Source organism: Streptomyces sp. NPDC014727, from assembly GCF_043083485.1.
Classification (GTDB): domain Bacteria; phylum Actinomycetota; class Actinomycetes; order Streptomycetales; family Streptomycetaceae; genus Streptomyces.
Window position 1 is genome coordinate 120,331 of the sequence record NZ_JBIBYR010000009.1, and the last position, 17,208, is coordinate 137,538.

Consider the following 17,208-nt stretch of genomic DNA (forward strand, 5'->3'; position numbering starts at 1 on the left):
TCCTGATCAGTCGTCATCAGCCGTGCAGACCACACTCGGTCTTGCCCCGGCCGGCCCAGCGCCCGGCGCGGGCGTCCTCGCCCTCCAGTACCCGGCGGGTGCAGGGCGCGCAGCCCACGGAGGCGTATCCGTCCATCAGCAGCGGGTTGGTGAGAACGCCGTGCTCCGCCACGTACGCGTCGACGTCGTCCTGCGTCCAGCGGGCGATCGGTGAGACCTTGACCTTCTGCCGCTTCTCGTCCCAGCCGACGACCGGAGTGTTCGCGCGAGTGGGGGACTCGTCGCGGCGCAGCCCGGTCGCCCAGGCCGCGTACGAACTCAGGCCTTCCTCAAGGGGCTTGACCTTCCGCAGCTTGCAGCACAGGTCGGGGTCGCGGTCGTGCAGCCCCGGTCCGTGCTCGGCGTCCTGCTCGGCCACGGACTGCCGCGGGGTCAGGGTGATGACATTGACGTCCATCACCGCCTCCACCGCGTCGCGGGTGCCGATCGTCTCGGGGAAGTGATAGCCGGTGTCGAGGAAGACCACGTCGACGCCCGGGAGGGCGCGCGAGGCGAGGTGCGCGACGACCGCGTCCTCCATGGAGGAGGTGACGCAGAACCGCTTGCCGAAGGTGTCGGCGGCCCACCGCAGGATCTCCGGAGCGGAGGCGTGCTCCAGCTCCCGGCCCGCGCGGCCCGCCAGCTCCTCGAGTTCCTCGGCGGTGCGCTCCTCGGACTGAGTATCCGTCATATCCCGTCCCCTTTCCCCTCGTCTTTCCCCTCCTCGTGCCGCAGCCCGCGGGCCAGCAGGCCCAGGAACTTCAGCTGGAACGCGCGGTTGCAGGAGGCACACTCCCAGGCGCCGTGCCCGGTCTCGTGCGGGCGCAGGTCCTCGTCGCCGCAGTAGGGGCAGTGGAACGGCGCGGCACGTTCGCTCATGACAGCGACTCCGCACTGGCCCGCGCCACCCAGGTGGCGAACCGCTCGCCGTCCTCGCGCTCCTCCTGGAAGCGGCCCAGGACCCGCTCGACGTAGTCGGGCAGCTCGGCCGAAGTGACCTTCAGGCCACGGACCTTGCGGCCGAAGCCGGCCTCCAGGCCCAGGGCGCCGCCCAGGTGCACCTGATAGCCCTCGACCTGCTTGCCGTCGGCGTCCAGGACGAGCTGGCCCTTGAGGCCGATGTCGGCGGTCTGGATGCGGGCGCAGGCGTTGGGGCAGCCGTTGATGTTGATGGTGAGCGGTTCGTCGAAGTCCGGCAGGCGCCGCTCCAGTTCGTCGATCAGCGAGGCGCCGCGGGCCTTCGTCTCGACGATCGCCAGCTTGCAGAACTCGATGCCGGTGCAGGCCATCGTGCCACGTCGGAACGGGGAGGGCTGCACCTGGAAGTCGAGCGCCTCCAGTCCGGCGACCAGGGAGTCCACCTGGTCCTGTGCCACGTCGAGGATGAGCATCTTCTGCTCGACGGTGGTCCGCAGCCGGTCCGAGCCGTGCGCCGCGGCGAGATCGGCGATCTTGGCGAGGGTGGATCCGTCCACGCGGCCGACCCTGGGTGCGAAACCGACGTAGAAGCGGCCGTCCTGCTGCCGGTGCACACCCACGTGGTCGCGCCAGCGGCTGCTGGGCTGCTCGGGCGCGGGCCCGTCGGTCAGCGGACGCTTCAGATATTCGTCCTCCAGCACCTGGCGGAACTTCGCGGGGCCCCAGTCGGCCATCAGGAACTTCAGGCGGGCGCGGGTGCGCAGCCGCCGGTATCCGTAGTCGCGGAAGATGCCGACGACTCCGGCCCAGACGTCCGGAACCTCCTCGAGCGGCACCCAGGCGCCCAGCCGCTCGGCCAGCCTCGGGTTGGTGGAGAGCCCGCCACCGACCCAGACGTCGAAGCCCGGACCGTGTTCGGGGTGGACCACACCGACGAACGCGATGTCATTGATCTCGTGCACCACGTCCTGCACGGGCGAGCCGGAGATCGCGGTCTTGAACTTGCGCGGCAGGTTGGAGAATTCCTTGTTGCCGATGTAGCGGTCGTGGATCTCGTCGACGGCGGGTGTGCCGTCGATGATCTCGTCGGCGGCGATACCCGCCACGGGGGAGCCGATGATCACGCGGGGGCAGTCGCCGCACGCCTCGGTGGTGGAGAGACCGACGGCCTCCAGCTTCTCCCAGATGGCCGGGACGTCCTCGATGCGGATCCAGTGCAACTGGATGTTCTGCCGGTCGGTGATGTCCGCGGTGCCGCGCGCGTACTCCTGCGAGATCTCGCCGATGACCCGCAGCTGCGCGGTGGTCAGCCGGCCGCCGTCGATCCGCACCCGCAGCATGAAGTACGTGTCGTCCAGCTCCTCCGGCTCCAGGATCGCGGTCTTGCCGCCGTCGATCCCGGGCTTGCGCTGGGTGTACAGACCCCACCAGCGCATGCGCCCGCGGAGATCGTTGGGGTCGATCGAGTCGAATCCCCGCTTGGAATAGATCGTCTCAATGCGTGTCCGCACATTGAGACCGTCGTCGTCCTTCTTGAACTGCTCATTGCCGTTGAGCGGAGTGTGGTGCCCCACGGCCCACTGGCCTTCGCCACGGTGGCGTCCGGCCTTGCGGCGGGGCGTGGTGAGCGCAGGCTGTTCCGGGGTAGCGGCCATGACGGTACGTCCTTCGGGACTGCGGGAGGGCGGCTCTGAACTGCACACTCGCGCTGAGGCGCGGCGGTGCGCAGAGTTTGTGGAGAAAAGGGGATCGCGGCGGTGCTGGGACTCTCAGCTCGCCGGACAGATGGCGCTGGACACGCGGCCGAGGTCGACGTGGCGTCGACTCACCAAGGCAATTCCAGTTCCAGGCATGACGGAAGCGTGTCACGCACATCTCGGAGCAGTCCACCACTATCCATGATGTGGACGAGAGTGTCCCGTGATGCGAGACGTGTGGTGCCTGTCACTCCATCCGTCCGGGTCGGGTCGCCCGTAATGGCCGCAATCACCCCGATCGGTGCCGGAGCCGTTCTCCTGGCACTACCGCCCCGACCCTGGCCACGGTCCCGGTGTCGCCACCTCGGGCTCCAGCTCCACCTTCGTGTCGAAGAGCCGGAAGCCGCGCCGCAGGTAGTTGTCCATGGCGTGCGGGCCGTCCTTGGAACAGGTGTGCAGCCAGACCCGCTTGGTCGGCGTCCGCTCCGGCCGGCGCTCGGCCAGGTCCCAGGCGCGGGCGACCCCGTACGAGAGCAGATGACCTCCGATCCGGCGCCCCCGGAAGGCCGGTATCAGCCCGAAGTACATGATCTCGACCACGCCGTCGTCCTGCGGGTCCAGTTCGATGTATCCGGCCGGGGTGCCGTCGGCGTACGCCACCCAGGTCTCCGCGCCGGGCCGGTCCAGGACCTCCTGCCACTGCGCGTACGTCATCGAGAGCCGGTCCGTCCACTGGATGTCGCCGCCGACCGCCGTGTAGAGGAACCGGCTGAACTCGGGAAGCGGTACCTCCGAGCGCACGATCCGCACGTCGCCCTCCGGGACCGCGGCGGGGCGCAGATCGTCGGGGGAGGTCTGTTCCAGGGACCAGATGGTCACCTCGGCGGTGGTGGCAGCGGTGCGCGCGGGGTTGTTCATGGCTGCCAGGGAACCATGCCGCGCGGCCCCGGCCCAAGCCGGTCCCGCCGCTCGGGACGGCCGGGCGCCTTTGTCACCGGGCCTATCCGCCCGTACGCGCCCTGACCACCACCGGCGCGGTCGAGCGCGGCAGCAGATCGGCCGGGTGCTCCGGGTGGATCACCTCCACCTCGACCCCCTCGCCGAAGCGGTACGGGCGGTGCGCCAGTACCTCCGCCAGATGGCGCCTGATCCGTGAGATCTCCGCCCGCACCGTCACCGTCCGGGTCGCGTCGCCGAAGATGTCCTGCGCCAGCTCCGACGCCGTACGCCCCTCGCGGTGCAGCGCCAGGGCGTACAGCAGCTCCGCGTGGCGCGGCGAGAGCCGCTGTGTCCAGGTGCTGACCGCACTTGCCACATTGACCGTGAGACCGCGCGGCCGGCTCAGATCCAGCACCACCCGGCGCCGCGACTCGTCCGAGGGTCCGTCCGTGACCTGCACCAGCCAGCCGCCGGACAACGGCTCGACCCGGCACATGCCGAGCGACGGCAGCCACACCCGGCCCGGCTGCAACGACTTGGGCAGCGGCAGCCGGTCGACCGGCGGCATCCCGGTGACCCCGGCGAGCCAGCCGTGGGTGTCCACCGCCAGGGCCCGGCCGCCCAGCCTGCACAGCAGCGGCGCCGCCACCGAACGCAGCCGGTCGATCGCCTGCAGATGACGGTTCTTGATCTCGCTCTCGGCGAGCCGGGCGACCGAACCGACCAGGGCGAGCGATGCCGGATGGAAGGTGGACGCCGGACCGCTGAGGTCGACGATGCCGATCAGCCGGTTGTCCCGCGGATCACGCACCGGGGACGCCGCACACGTCCAGTTGTGCAGACTCCGCACGAAGTGCTCCGACGAATGGACCTGGACCGGTGTGCGCGAGACGAGCGCCGTACCGATCGCGTTCGTCCCCATGCTCGCCTCGGCCCAGGCCGCGCCCTCCGCCAGACAGATGTCGTCCGCCCGGCGCAGCACGCCCGTATTGCCCCGGCGCCACAGCACCCGGCCCTCCACATCGGTGACCACCACGATCTGCTGGGCGGCGTCCGCGAGGGAGACCAGGCTCTCGTTCAGCAGCGGCATCACCTCGCCCAGCGCCGACGTCCGGCGCCGGCGCTCGATCTCGTCCATCTCCAGCAGCACGCTCTCGGTGGACTGATCCGGATCGACACCGCTGCGCAGCACCCGGTCCCACGAGGCGCCGATCTCCGCCCGCGGAGCGGCCGGAGAACGCCCGCCGGCGAGCCTGGCCTCCCTGGCCCGGTGGATCACGCGCAGGGCCTCGACGGACTGCGGTACGGCCGATCGCGCCACCACGGCAGGGCTTGTCTCCACGCTCGTTCCCCCCAGATGCCAGGGCCGGCTCGACGGCCCGCGGGCCCATCCTGCCCGCTGTGAGGGGACCGATACTGCGCACTCCACACAATGGTTGCAACCCTTTGCAACTCTGGCGAGCGGGTGCGGGTCCGTACGAGAGTGGCGGAACACCGTACGGCGGGGCCTGTGCTCCCTGTTCGGTGTGCACAGCATGGAGGGTGGTGCCGTGTCGGCGCAGCACCACCCTCCGTTGCTGTACGTCCGCCTCATGGACGCTCGTTCGACTCGCACCGGGCGCGCCCCGCCCCTGGGATCCGGCCCGAGCCGAACGCAAGGCCCTATCGCTCGACGGGCCGGGCCCGTTCCACGACCGAGGCCAGATCGAGGCTGTGCGGCAGCGTCCCGAACGCCGCTCCCCGGTCCCCGCCCAGCCGTGACGCGCAGAACGCGTCGGCCACCTCCGGCGGCGCCCAGCGCACCAGCAGCGAGCCCTGCAGTACGAGAGCCATCCGCTCGACCAGCCGACGGGCCCGCGCCTCGATCCCGTTCAGATCGGCCAGCTCCGTCAGCATGTCCTTGATCGCCCCGTCCAGCCGGTGATCGGCACCTCGTGCCCTGCCGACCTCCTGGAGGAACGCGTTCAGCGCCGACGGCTCGCGCTGCAGCGCCCGCAGCACATCCAGGGCCTGTACGTTCCCCGAGCCCTCCCAGATCGAGTTGAGCGGCGCCTCGCGCAGCAGCCGGGGCATTCCGGACTCCTCGACGTAGCCGTTGCCGCCGAGACACTCCAGCGCCTCGGCCACCATCGGTGTGCACCGCTTCGTCACCCAGTACTTCGCGGTGGGCACCGCGATCCGCAGGAAGGCCCGCTCGCTCTCCGAGTCGGCGTCGTACGCGGCCGCCAGCCGCAGCGCCAGCACCGTCGCGGCCTCCGACTCCAGCGCCAGATCGGCCAGCACATTGCGCATCAGCGGCTTGTCGATCAGCACCCCGCCGAAGGCGCTGCGGTACGTGCAGTGGTGGATCGCCTGTGCCACCGCCTGCCGCATCAGCGCCGCCGAACCGACCACACAGTCCAGCCGGGTCGCCGCCACCATCTCGATGATGGTGCGCACCCCCCGCCCCTCGTCACCGACCCGGCGCGCCCACGTCCCGTCGAACTCGACCTCGCTCGACGCATTCGACCGGTTGCCCAGCTTGTCCTTCAGCCGCTGGATCGCGAACGTGTTGCGGGTGCCGTCGGGCAGCACCCGGGGCAGCAGGAAACACGTCAGACCCTCCGGCGCCTGCGCGAGGACCAGGAAGCCGTCGGACATCGGGGCCGAACAGAACCACTTGTGGCCGGTGAGCAGGTACTCACCCGGGGCCGCCAGCGGCTCGGCCCGCGTCGTGTTGGACCGTACGTCCGTGCCGCCCTGCTTCTCCGTCATGCCCATCCCGAAGAGCACACCGGCCTTCTGCGCGGCGGGCCGCAGCTCCTGCTCGTACACCGTCGAGGTCAGCAGTGGTTCCCACTCGGCGGCCAGTGCCGGATCGGTCCGCAGCGCGGGCACCGCCGCGTGCGTCATCGACAACGGACAGCCGTGTCCCGCCTCCGCCTGCGTCCACACCAGGAAGCCGGCCGCCCGCCGCACATGACCGGCGGGCCTGCCCCAGGCGTCGGTCAGACCCGCGGAGACCGCATGGCCCAGCAGCCGGTGCCAGGCCGGATGGAACTCCACCTCGTCGATGCGGTTGCCGTACCGGTCGTGGGAGCGCAGCACCGGCGGATTCCCGTTCGCCTGCGCCCCCCACTCCTGCGCCTGCGCGGAGCCGGCGGCCCGGCCCAGCTCGCCGAGCTCGACCCGCGCCGTGGCCAGAAGTTCGGGTGGCATGTGACGTTGCACGGCCTCGGTGAGTGCGAGGTCGGCGGCGAAGACGTCGTAGCCGTTCAGCGGCGGTACCTGGTTGGACACTGTGTGGGTGGTGGCTGCCATGCCGCTACGGTAAGGACGTGCAGGCAGCAAATGAAACACCCGAGCGGCCACCGGGGCGGCTCCACCGCGCCCGAGTCCTCTACCGCAACGTATCCAAGCGGCAGATGGTCTGGCAGTTGCTCAAGGACACCATCAACTCGTGCATGGAGTACCGCATTCTGGGACTCGCCGCCGAGGCGGCGTTCTTCACCCTGCTGTCCCTGCCACCGCTGCTGCTCGGTCTGATCGGGCTGCTCGGATATGTCGACGAGTGGACCAACACCACCACGGTCGCCTCCATCGAGCGGAACATCCTCAACGCCGCGCAGACGGTGCTCAGCGAGCGGGGCGTGAACGACTTCGCCAAACCGCTCCTGGCGGACGTCACCACCGGCGCGCGGCCCGACGTCATCTCGATCGGCTTCGCGATCGCGCTCTGGTCCGGCTCCCGCGCCGTCAACGTCTTCATCGACACGATCACGGTGATGTACGGCCTCGACGGCCAGCGCGGCATCGTCAAGACGCGGCTGCTCTCCTTCCTGCTGTACGTCGTCGCGCTGCTGCTCGGCGCCGTCGTGCTGCCGCTGCTCGTGGTCGGCCCGGACAGGGTCGTGGAGTTCATCCCCTGGGGCACCGAGCTCATAAGCGTGCTGTACTGGCCGGTGGTGATATTGCTGTCGATCGCGTTCCTGACGACGCTCTACCACGTGTCCGTGCCGGTCCGTTCGCCGTGGATCGAGGACGTGCCGGGGGCGCTGGTGGCGCTCGCGATGTGGGTGCTCGGCAGTTTCCTGCTGCGGATCTACCTCACCAGTACGGTCGAGGGGCCCACGATCTACGGCTCGTTGGCCGCGCCGATCGCCGTCCTGCTGTGGATCGGGATCTCCGCGTTCGCGGTGCTGGTGGGGGCGGCGGTCAATGCCGCCATCGACCGGGTGTGGCCCTCACTGGCGACGGCCGCCGCGCGCGCGGCCAACGACCGGGTACGGGCGGCCCAGGCCGCGGAGTTCGTGGCCCGGACGCAGGCGGACAACCAGGACGGCGACCTGGACGACGACGGGGAGGACGACGACGGCGGCAGCCCCTACATGCCGTCCGAGTTCCCGGAACGCTGGTCGAGATTCCTGCCGCCGGACGACGTGAAGTCCCGGCTGCAGCCGAGCCGCGACAAGGAGCCGGACCGGCCGGACGACTCGTCCGGCGGCTGAGGACGTCCGCCGGCTGGTCGGCGGATGCGGGTGGTGCGGTCGGTGAGGGTGGTGCGGCCGGGATCGTGGGCGCCGGAATCCCCGGGGGTGTCAGGGTGTTGTCGTCGCGCAGGGCGACGAGGTGCGCGCCCGGCGTACGGCAGCCGACCTCGACCGTGACCGTCGCGCCGCTGTCGGTGATGCACTCCATCGGCGCCGTCGTCACCGCGGCCGGGAAGCTGATTCCGTCCGCCGACGAGATGAGCGTGTGAGGCATGGACGACAGGTACGAAGAGTGGGCGTCGAGGTTCGACGGCGCGACCCTGTGGACACTGAGCGTGCCGGACGGATCGGCCCATGCGGTGCTGCCGGACGGCTGCATGGACCTGCTCTGGATCGACGGACGGCTGCTCGTGGCGGGACCCGACACGCGTGCCACGACGGCGGCCGTCGGGACCGGCGGGCGGTACACCGGAATCCGCTTCGTACCCGGCACGGCCCCCGCGCTGCTCGGTGCGCCGGCGCACGAACTGCGCGACCGCCGGGTCGATCTCGCGGACCTGTGGCCGGGCGCGCTGGTCCGGGAACTCACCGAGCGCCTGGCGGAAGCCCCCGACCCCGCTGCAGGGCTGGAGACCATCGCGCTGCGACGAGCGGTCGACACGGCTCCGCCGGACCCGCTGATGCGGTCCGTCGCCACGCAGCTCGGTGACGGCCGGTCCGTCGCCGACATCGCGCGGACGGTGGGCCTCGGCGCCCGTCAGCTGCACCGCCGGTCACTCGCGGCCTTCGGCTACGGGCCCAAGACGCTGGGCCGGATCCTGCGGCTGCAGCGTGCGCTCGCCCTCGCCCGGTCCGGGACGCCCTACGCCGAGGCGGCGGTCGCGGCGGGCTGCACCGACCAGGCCCATCTCGCACGGGAGATGCGCGACCTGGCCGGGACCACCCTGACCGCCCACTTGGCGCCCTCGTGAGGCGCCCGGACGGGCGCCGGGCTCAGCCGTTGGCGGCGAACAGCGACACCGCGCAGCCATCCGGGTCGAGGACCGTCGCGTAGCGCTGCCCCCACACCGCGTCCCACGGCTTCAGATGCCCTCGGTACCCGGCGCCGGTCAGGTCGTCGTACACCGTGTCCACCTCCGCCGGGCTGTCACAGAGGAAGGCGAGTGAGAGGCGTTCCCCGCCGTGCGACGGGGACCAGTCGGGATCGAACGAGCGGGTGACCTCCTCGGTGTCCCACAACAGACGCTGTCCGCCCGGGAGCGTCACTTCGACATGGGGTGCGGATTCCGCGTCGGCGGGGATGTCGAGTCCGAGCCGTCGGTAGAAGGTGAGCGATGCGGCCAGATCCGAGGTGATGATGCCGATCGCGTCCATGCGTGGAGTCATGCTCCGACCTTAGGACGGCCATCGTCACGGGTCTTGTAGGAAACGGACATGGACGGTGGACCGCGGGGCCGCAGGACGTGCGGGGATGCGGAAGCTGCGGCGCCTTCGTCGGCGTGGACGGTCCGCGGGCGGGCCTGCCGGGGACCGTGATCCCCGGCAGGCCCGCCCTGCCTCTCAACCCGCCCCGCCGTCGTGGCGGGCGGCACGGACCCGCGTCATGGCGGGCGGCACCGCCCCGCCGTCACTGCGACGGGGTGCTCGCCGTGCAGTCGGCGGGCGATGTGCCCGGGTCGGTCAGCGCCAGACCGAGCTGGGCGCGTTCGGTCACCCAGCGGCTCGGGCGGTGACGCGGGTCGCCCGTCGTGCGGTGCAGCGCCCGGTGCAGCTCCAGCATCCGCCCGGCACCGATCCGGTCGCCCCAGGCCAGCGGACCGACGGGGTAGCCGAGCCCGGCCGTCACGGCCAGGTCGATGTCGGCAGGGGCGGCGATGGAGCGTTCCGCGATCGATGCCGCGACCGACACGATCGAGGCGAGCAGCCGCTGAGCGACCGAGCCCGCCGTGTCCCGCACGACCGAGACCGCGTACGCGGCCTCGCCGTCCGTGGCGCGGGCCAGCACGGCGCGGGCGTCGCGCGCGGCGGACGGGTCCGCCGCCGGGGTCACGGCCAGCACCCGGCGCCGACCGGCCGCGGGCAGTGGGTCCACGCCGAAGGTGCGCCCCGCGGGCAGCCGGTGCGCGGCGACCGCGGAGGCCACCGTGGTGCCCCAGACCGGAACGAGTACGAGGGCGTCGGCGGACGGCTCCGTGCCGGTTTCGACGACGGCGCCCGCCGCGGTCAGCACCGCGCGCAGCGCGGTCGCGTCCTGGTCCTGCGGTGCGGCGCCGTGGACGAACACCGGGCGGTCGGCGTTGCCCGTGACGGGCGGCTCCGGGGCCGGGCCGGGCGCCTCGGGGCCGTGCTCGTACCAGCCGCGCCCGGTCTTGCGGCCGTGCAGCCCGGCGGCCACCCGGTTCGGGGTGAGGTAAGAGGGGCGGAGCCGGTCCGCGTACCGGAACCCCGTCCAGATCGAATCGATCACCGTGGCCGTCACGTCCAGACCCGTGAGGTCCATCAGCTCGAACGGGCCCATCCGCAGCCCGAGCACCTCGCGGGCGATCCGGTCGATGTCCGCCGGGCTGGAGACCGTCTCCTCCAGGAGCGCGAGGGCCTCGGTCACCAGGCCGCGGCCCGCGTGATTGACGAGGAAGCCGGGGGTGTCGGCGACCGTGACCGCACGGTGTCCACAGCTCTCGACGAAGGCGGTGAGGGCCGGCGGAATCTCCGGACGGGTGGCCGCGCCGGGCACCACCTCGACGATCCTCATCAGCGGCACCGGATTGAAGAAGTGCAGCCCGGCCAGGCGCGTCGGGTCCTTCAGCGCCGCGGCGATCCGGGTGACCGACAGGGAGGAGGTGTTGGTCGCGAAGACGGCCGTCGTGGGCAGGGTCCGCTCCAGCCGGCCGAAGACCTCCGTCTTGGTGTCGAGGTCCTCCCGCACGGCCTCGACGACCAGTTCCACGTCCGGACCCGCCCCCCACGGGTTGTCCAGCGGGATCAGCCGCTCCAGGGCGGCTGCGGAGTCCTCGGCGGACATCCGGCCCTTCTGCACGGCCCGTTCGAGCATGGACCGTACGAAGTCCACGGCGGCCGTCACCGCCTCCGTCCGTACGTCGCACAGCTCGACGGTGTGTCCGGCGGTCGCCGCCCACTGGGCGATGCCGCGGCCCATGGCCCCGGCGCCGACGATCCTGATACGCATGGCGGTTGCGGTCCTCTCGGGGTGTGACATGTGATCCGTCCCAGCGAAGATAGACGCGGTCCGGGCCCATGTCCTCGCGAGGCAGCCGCAGTTCGGCCACGGTCGGCGGCGGCACCGTGTCAGCGGCCATTGATTGCCGTCCAATATCAAACTAGGGTCCGATCAAGACGTCTGATCAATGAATCCCATCGGTGGGGCCGGTGACCGAAGTGGCGGACATGGAATTGCGTCATCTGTCCGCGTTCGTCGCCGTGGCGGAGGAGCTGCACTTCGGGCGGGGCGCCGAACGGCTGCAGGTGGCCCGGCCGCCGTCGAGTCGGCAGATCAGGCAGCTGGAGAAGGCGGACAGCGGACCGACTCGGTCGCCGGGTGCGAGGGTCGGCGACACACGCCACACGTCATCGAAAGGGCGAAGACACGCCCCTCATCACCGAAAGGTCACGCCGTGCCCGACCAGCAGCCCGATGTCGTCATCTGTGAACCGCTGCGCACCCCCATCGGCCGTTTCGGCGGAGTGTTCGCCCAGCAGACCCCGGCCGCGCTCGCGGCTCGCGTCATCGCCGAGGTGGTCGCCCGCACCGGGATCGACCCGGCGGCGGTCGACGAGGTCGTCCTCGGGCACTCCTACCCGTCCGCCGAGGCCCCCGCCATCGGCCGGGTCGCGGCCCTCGACGCCGGGCTGCCCGAGACCGTCACCGGCTCCCAGATCGACCGCCGTTGCGGCTCCGGCCTCCAGGCCGTCCTCGACGCCGCGATGCAGATCCGGGCGGGCTTCAGCGATGTCGTCATCGCGGGCGGTGTCGACGTGATGAGCGCCGCCCCGTACTACACGCACGAAGGACGCTGGGGCATCAAGGGCCCCGGTCTCCAGCTCCACGACGCGCTGGCCAGGGGCCGGGTGACCGCGGGCGGCGTCAACCACCCCGTGCCCGGCGGGATGATCGAGACCGCCGAGAACGTACGCCGCGCCTACGGCATCAGCCGCGCCGACCAGGACGCGCTCGCGCTGCGCTCGCAACAGCGCGCCGGCCGGGCTGCCGCGCAGGGGTGGTACGACGCGGAGACCGTCCCCGTCACCGTACGGACCCGCAAGGGCGAGACGGTCGTGACCGCGGACGAGCATCCCCGCCCCGACACCACCGCCGAGCAACTCGCCGCGCTGCGCCCGATCATGGCGAAGTCCGATCCCGGGGCGACCGTCACCGCGGGCAACGCCAGCGGGCAGAACGACGCGGCCGCCGCCTGCCTGGTGACCAGCGCTGCCACCGCCGAACGGCTCGGTCTCGACCCACTGGTCCGACTGGTCTCCTTCGCCCGCGCCGGGGTACCCGCCGCGACCATGGGCATCGGTCCCGTCCCGGCGACCCGGGCCGCCCTCGACCGTGCCGGACTCACCCTCGCCGACCTCGACCTGATCGAGCTCAACGAGGCATTCGCCGCTCAAGTGATCGCCTGTACACGCGAGTTGGGTCTCGGTGACATCGACCACGAGCAGCGCATCAACGTCAACGGCTCCGGCGTCTCCCTCGGCCATCCGGTCGGTGCCACCGGCGCCCGCATCCTCGCCACGCTCACCCGTGAACTGCATCGCCGCGAGGCCCGGTACGGCCTGGAGACCATGTGCATCGGCGGCGGGCAGGGCCTTGCCGCGGTCTTCGAACGCATCGCCGTCTGAGGTGTGCCGTCGGCAGTGGGACGCCTGGCGTCCCGCTGCGGCCGCGATTCAGGGTCCGCGAAGCCGGTGTGCGTGGTGGAGTCGTTGACGCACTTCCCTCCCTGAGGGCCGCCGAGGCGGGGGTGCGTCCGGCACCGGCGGCGTGGGGCAAGGCGTGCCTCGGCCGACGTCGGTCCGGGCGCTCGCGCCCCGCTCCATTTCCAGCGGTACCGCGAGGTGGTCCCACTCCGCCTCAGGGCCGGTCAGCCGGTTGAGCCGGGCCGGCACCGCGCCGTCCGCGCCAAAAAACACGGCGGCGATCTTCGTGCCGCCCAGGTCGAGGCCGATCACGGGGGCGCCGGTGCCGCCGGACGAGGCGGAACTCATCGGACCGGCGGCAGACCGGCGGCGCGCAGGCGCTGGGCGACCAGACCGACCGACTCTTCGCTCAGCCGGATCTGCGGGAAGGCGGTGTCGCCGCACTCGATGATGCCGAGCAGGTGGAGCGCCGCCTTGAACGAGCCGAGCGCCGAGGAACTGCGGCCCATGTCCGCCTCCGGCCCGACGTCGACCATGCCGAACAGCTCGACGAGCCGCTCCTGCTCCTTCGCGGCGAGTGCCCAGTTCCCGGCCCGCGCGGCGTCGTACAGCCGCACGTAGCCGGCCGGATCGACGTTGCCGATGCCCGGTACGACACCGTCGACACCGGCCAGCAGGGCGGCGTCCACGGTGAGCTCGGAGCCGGTGAGCACGCTGAATCGCGGCGCCGGGCCCTCCCTGCGCCCGTCCCGTCCGCCCAGTTCGACGAGCAGTCGGCGCAGTCCGCCCTCGTCGCCGCTGCTGTCCTTCAGACCGGCCAGCGTGCCGTCCTCGGCGAGCTCGCGCACGAGCGCGGCGGAGAGCTTGCTGTGCACGGCGACCGGGATGTCGTACGCGAACAGCGGCAGATCGACCGCCGCGCGCAGCCGCCGGAAGTGCTGGGCGATCTCCTTGCCATGGGTGCGGGTGTAGAACGGTGCGGTCCCGACCAGGGCGTCCGCGCCCAGTTCCGCGGCGGACCTGGCGTGCTCGACGACGCGCGCGGTGGTGGTGTCGATGACACCGGCGAGCACCGGAACTCGGCCGTCGGCCACGTCGACCACGGTCTCCAGTGCCGTGGCGCGCTGCTCATCGGTGAGGTAGGCGACCTCGCTGGTGGAGCCGAGCGCGAACAGCCCGTGCACCCCGCCGGCGACGAGATGCTCGACGAGCCGGGCGAGGGACGAGGTGTCGACCTCCCCCCGGGAGTCGAGCGGGGTGCAGACCGGCGGGACGACGCCGTGCAGCGGTGCGGTCAGAGGCATGTGAGGGCTCTCCAGCTCGGTCGAAAGAGACATGAGACGTAAGATGTCCTATGTCTGGCCTCACCTTAAACAGATGCTCCGGCGACCGGTCAAGGGCAATCGCACCTCGGGAGGACGTTGTGGTCCGCCCCACCATGGCTCAGGACATGGAGCGCCGGCTCAAGGAGCTGATCCTGGAGCGCATGGGCCCCACCCCCCGGATCCACCCCGGTGGGGCCCTGGAACTGCATCGCTCCGGAAGGAGCGGCGGCCGGGTCAGCCGGAGGTGTTGTCGCGGGCGCGGGCTTCCGAGATACGGCGTCTGACCGGGGCGTAGTGCTCGCCCAGTGCCTTGAGGAAGCCGCTGATGTCCCCGGCCCGCGCGGCGTCCACGATGTTCTGGTGCGCCGCGATCGTCGCCGTCTCGTCGGCGTGCGTGAATCCGTCGAGGTGGGGCGCCACGATCGTGTACACGTCCCAGAACGCCATCGAGAGCTGGCCGATGAGGTCATTGCCGAGCGGGGCGACGAGCAGGGCGTGGAAGGCCCGGTCCGCCTCCATGAAGCCGTGCCCGTCCTGCGCGCCGGTCTCGCGCATGGTGGCGACCAGTCCGTCCAGCGCGTCGAGCTGCTCCGGGCTGAGCAGCGAGACGATCCGGTCGGCCATCCCGCGCTCGAAGAGCTCACGCACGTCGACGAGGTCGGCCATCACCTGGAAGTCGTCGTCGGGGGAGAGCAGGCCACGGAAGGTCAGGCTCTCCACCAGCGCGGAGAGGCTCAGCCTGCCTACATAGGTGCCGTGCCCGTGCCGTACCTCCACGATGTCCAGCGCGTTGAGGATCTTGACCGCCTCACGGACGCTGGAACGGCTCGCGCCGAGGGCCTCGCACAGGGCCGGCTCGGTGGGCAGCGGATCTCCGGGGCTGAGTCGCTCTTCAAGGATGTAGCGCTTGATGCCCTCGACGACTTCCTGCCGAAGCAGCTGCCGGCCGGGCCTCGTACCGGACATATGTGAACTCCCCACCTCTTGACCTCTCTCGATTGTCAAGCTACGTCCCCACGCTATCAAGGCATCAGACATCTGACGTCTGATGTTTTCCTCCGGGCTGCTCGGAGCGGTCGTCTTCCTGGAAGCGGGCGCCGCCGGCTGCACCAGATCCGCGGCATCGCCCCCGCACCGCAGGGCTTCGGTACTGGCTGCCGGTTCGCCTCGCGCTGCGCCGCGGCCAACGAACACGCACGCACCCCACGGAGATCGACCGTCACTTCCGGGACATCGCCGCCGCGCTCGACGTGCCGCTCCTCGCGTACGACGTGCCGGTCTGTGTCCACAGCAAACTCGACCCCGAACTGCTGCTGCCACTTGCCGCGGACGGTGTGCCGGCCGGGGTGAAGGACTCCAGCGGCGACGACGCCTCGTTCCGGCGCCTGACCATCGGCGCACGCGAGCTGCCGGAGTTCTCCGTGCTCACCGGGCACGAACTGGTCGTGGACGCGATGATGCTCTCCGGGGCCGACGGCCCCGTCCCCGAGCTCGGCAATGTGGACCCGCACGGATACGTACGTCTCCACGAGGCCGCGGTACGGGGCGACTGGGCCGCTGTCGCGGCGGAGCAGGACCGCCTCGTCGCGCTCTTCGACATCGTCCGCGCGGCCCGTCCCGGCAAGGCCTCGGCCACCGCCGCAGGCCTCGGCGGGTTCAAGACGGCTCTCATGCTGCGCGGAATCATCGCCACCCACGTGATGAGCCCGCCGATGCGCCCACTGGACGCGGCCGAGACCGCCACGATCGCCGCCTGTCTTGACCACGCGGGGCTCTCCCGGGTCTGACAGGTTCCGAAGAACGCACAAGGGTGCGTGGGTACAGCCCCGGCTGTACCCACGCACCTGTCTGTTTCGGCCCGCTACCCAGGGCCTCTCGGCCGGATCACGCCGGGCTCGCGTGCCTCAGTTCCGCGTGGCGCGGGCGCGGGTGCGGCGGAGCAGCAGGGCTCCGCCGAGCACCATTGCGGCACTCGCCCCGCCGGCCAGGCCCAGGTTGGTGTCGGCACCCGTGTGCGCCAGCTGTGCGGTGATCGCACCCCCTGAGGTGACCATGGGCTGATTGCCGGTCCGCGTTTCATCGGTGACGGGCGTGGCCGGCGGCGTGACCACCGGGGGTGTGACCGGCGGGGTGACCACCGGAGGTGTGACCGGCGGGGTGACCACCGGAGGTGTGACCGGCGGGGTGACGACCGGAGGCGTGACCGGGGGCGTTACGACCGGAGGCGTCACGACCGGGGGTGTGACCGGCGGGGTGACGACCGGGGGAGTGACCGGCGGGGTGACCACCGGAGGTGTGACCGGAGGCGTGACCACTGGCGGCTCGGTGCCCGGCCCGCTCCCGTTCTTGCACTCGTTGCCGACGGCAGGGTTCAGCACTCCGACGACATCGACGGAGTTGCCGCACGCATTGACCGGCGCGTCCACAGGAACCTGGGCGAGGTTGCCGGACAGCACACCGGGGGATTGGGTCGCGGCGCCTTCGGCGCTCGCCCCCTGGCTCTGACTGCCGTTCCCGCTACCGGACTCGTTCCCGCACTTGTTGCCGAACGCGGGGTTGAGCAGCCCGACCACATTCACCGTGTTGCCGCACACGTTGACCGGAACATGCACCGGCACCTGCACGGCGTTGCCCGAGCCGACGCCTGGCGAACCGACGGCGGCGCCATCGGCGGAGGCGTCCGCGAACGCGTATCCGCCGGCCGTGGTCAGGATGCCTGACGCCGCGGCCATCACCAGCACGCTCTTACTCAAGGCTTTTCGCATTGATTGCCCTTTCTTAGGGACACCTCGCGCGAGCGGATCGCTCGCGGTTCATTCACCAGACAATGAGGCTCATGCCGGGGACGTCACCCCGAGGGCTCCGAGCCACATGCCTGGTGACACCCATAACGAGGAGATGATGTCGAAGAAACGCGTAATTCGTGGAAGTCTTGTGATCA

The 17,208-nt window shown here is 71.2% G+C and carries 17 protein-coding genes and 2 pseudogenes; 6 read left to right on the top strand and 13 right to left on the bottom strand.

Annotation, left to right across the window (positions count from 1 at the left end; all coding sequences use genetic code 11):
• Positions 1–16 precede the first annotated feature (16 nt).
• The 7 genes from ACF1B9_RS16615 to ACF1B9_RS16645 all read right to left on the bottom strand — a co-directional run bounded on the left by ACF1B9_RS16615 (position 17) and on the right by ACF1B9_RS16645 (position 6,893).
• A complete protein-coding gene (locus ACF1B9_RS16615) occupies positions 17–730 on the bottom strand; it encodes a phosphoadenylyl-sulfate reductase (protein ID WP_391740548.1) in 714 nt (237 codons plus the stop codon).
• Complete coding sequence (locus tag ACF1B9_RS16620) at positions 727–918, bottom strand: hypothetical protein (RefSeq protein ID WP_391740549.1); 192 nt, start codon at positions 916–918, stop codon at positions 727–729. The genes ACF1B9_RS16615 and ACF1B9_RS16620 overlap by 4 nt, the downstream gene beginning before the upstream one ends.
• The gene (locus ACF1B9_RS16625; RefSeq protein WP_391740550.1) at positions 915–2,612 is read right to left on the bottom strand and encodes a nitrite/sulfite reductase; all 1,698 of its coding nucleotides are present in this window, start codon (positions 2,610–2,612) and stop codon (positions 915–917) included. The genes ACF1B9_RS16620 and ACF1B9_RS16625 overlap by 4 nt, the downstream gene beginning before the upstream one ends.
• A gap of 114 nt (positions 2,613–2,726) precedes the next feature.
• Positions 2,727–2,810 (bottom strand): putative leader peptide, encoded by an 84-nt coding sequence (locus tag ACF1B9_RS16630; protein ID WP_317864749.1) that lies wholly within the window; start codon positions 2,808–2,810, stop codon positions 2,727–2,729.
• A 168-nt stretch (positions 2,811–2,978) separates the two neighbouring features.
• Entirely contained in the window at positions 2,979–3,572 is a 594-nt protein-coding gene (locus ACF1B9_RS16635; RefSeq protein ID WP_391740551.1) for a GNAT family N-acetyltransferase, read from the bottom strand.
• An 82-nt stretch (positions 3,573–3,654) separates the two neighbouring features.
• The gene (locus ACF1B9_RS16640) at positions 3,655–4,917 is read right to left on the bottom strand and encodes a GAF domain-containing protein (RefSeq protein ID WP_391740757.1); all 1,263 of its coding nucleotides are present in this window, start codon (positions 4,915–4,917) and stop codon (positions 3,655–3,657) included.
• A 338-nt stretch (positions 4,918–5,255) separates the two neighbouring features.
• Complete coding sequence (locus ACF1B9_RS16645; RefSeq protein ID WP_391740552.1) at positions 5,256–6,893, bottom strand: acyl-CoA dehydrogenase family protein; 1,638 nt, start codon at positions 6,891–6,893, stop codon at positions 5,256–5,258.
• Positions 6,894–6,910: 17 nt separating this feature from the next.
• Between ACF1B9_RS16645 and ACF1B9_RS16650 the strand changes: the two genes are divergently transcribed.
• The 3 genes from ACF1B9_RS16650 (at position 6,911) to ACF1B9_RS16660 (ending at position 9,033) form a co-directional block, all read left to right on the top strand.
• The gene (locus ACF1B9_RS16650; RefSeq protein ID WP_391740553.1) at positions 6,911–8,080 is read left to right on the top strand and encodes a YihY/virulence factor BrkB family protein; all 1,170 of its coding nucleotides are present in this window, start codon (positions 6,911–6,913) and stop codon (positions 8,078–8,080) included.
• A 98-nt stretch (positions 8,081–8,178) separates the two neighbouring features.
• Positions 8,179–8,331, top strand: coding sequence for a hypothetical protein (locus ACF1B9_RS16655; protein WP_391740554.1), 153 nt, complete (start codon positions 8,179–8,181; stop codon positions 8,329–8,331).
• Positions 8,332–8,334: 3 nt separating this feature from the next.
• Positions 8,335–9,033 (top strand): DUF6597 domain-containing transcriptional factor, encoded by a 699-nt coding sequence (locus tag ACF1B9_RS16660; RefSeq protein ID WP_391740555.1) that lies wholly within the window; start codon positions 8,335–8,337, stop codon positions 9,031–9,033.
• Positions 9,034–9,055: 22 nt separating this feature from the next.
• Here the strand turns inward: ACF1B9_RS16660 and ACF1B9_RS16665 are convergent, their stop codons facing one another.
• Together ACF1B9_RS16665 and ACF1B9_RS16670 are read right to left on the bottom strand one after the other, a co-directional pair.
• Positions 9,056–9,448 (bottom strand): VOC family protein, encoded by a 393-nt coding sequence (locus tag ACF1B9_RS16665; RefSeq protein ID WP_391740556.1) that lies wholly within the window; start codon positions 9,446–9,448, stop codon positions 9,056–9,058.
• 241 nt (positions 9,449–9,689) lie between these two features.
• The gene (locus ACF1B9_RS16670; protein ID WP_391740557.1) at positions 9,690–11,249 is read right to left on the bottom strand and encodes a 3-hydroxyacyl-CoA dehydrogenase; all 1,560 of its coding nucleotides are present in this window, start codon (positions 11,247–11,249) and stop codon (positions 9,690–9,692) included.
• A 218-nt stretch (positions 11,250–11,467) separates the two neighbouring features.
• Here ACF1B9_RS16670 and ACF1B9_RS16675 point away from each other — a divergent pair.
• Both ACF1B9_RS16675 and ACF1B9_RS16680 read left to right on the top strand, forming a co-directional pair.
• Positions 11,468–11,590 (top strand): annotated as a pseudogene (locus ACF1B9_RS16675) (LysR family transcriptional regulator); the annotation flags it as partial.
• Between the two features lie 104 nt (positions 11,591–11,694).
• Positions 11,695–12,924, top strand: a complete 1,230-nt coding sequence (locus tag ACF1B9_RS16680) for an acetyl-CoA C-acetyltransferase (RefSeq protein WP_391740558.1) — start codon at positions 11,695–11,697, stop codon at positions 12,922–12,924.
• Between the two features lie 48 nt (positions 12,925–12,972).
• Here ACF1B9_RS16680 and ACF1B9_RS16685 read toward each other — a convergent pair whose 3' ends face one another.
• From ACF1B9_RS16685 to ACF1B9_RS16695, 3 genes are all read right to left on the bottom strand, one after another.
• Entirely contained in the window at positions 12,973–13,290 is a 318-nt protein-coding gene (locus ACF1B9_RS16685; protein WP_391795920.1) for a hypothetical protein, read from the bottom strand.
• The gene (locus ACF1B9_RS16690) at positions 13,287–14,246 is read right to left on the bottom strand and encodes a dihydrodipicolinate synthase family protein (protein ID WP_391740758.1); all 960 of its coding nucleotides are present in this window, start codon (positions 14,244–14,246) and stop codon (positions 13,287–13,289) included. The genes ACF1B9_RS16685 and ACF1B9_RS16690 overlap by 4 nt, the downstream gene beginning before the upstream one ends.
• A gap of 255 nt (positions 14,247–14,501) precedes the next feature.
• Positions 14,502–15,233, bottom strand: coding sequence for a FadR/GntR family transcriptional regulator (locus ACF1B9_RS16695; protein WP_391740559.1), 732 nt, complete (start codon positions 15,231–15,233; stop codon positions 14,502–14,504).
• A 224-nt stretch (positions 15,234–15,457) separates the two neighbouring features.
• On the opposite strand from ACF1B9_RS16695, the pseudogene ACF1B9_RS16700 reads away from it, so the two are divergent.
• A pseudogene (locus tag ACF1B9_RS16700) lies at positions 15,458–16,054 on the top strand (dihydrodipicolinate synthase family protein); the annotation flags it as partial.
• A gap of 117 nt (positions 16,055–16,171) precedes the next feature.
• Here ACF1B9_RS16700 and ACF1B9_RS16705 read toward each other — a convergent pair.
• Positions 16,172–17,032: a chaplin gene (locus ACF1B9_RS16705; protein ID WP_391740560.1), complete on the bottom strand. Its 861-nt coding sequence runs from the start codon at positions 17,030–17,032 to the stop codon at positions 16,172–16,174.
• Positions 17,033–17,208: the final 176 nt, after the last annotated feature.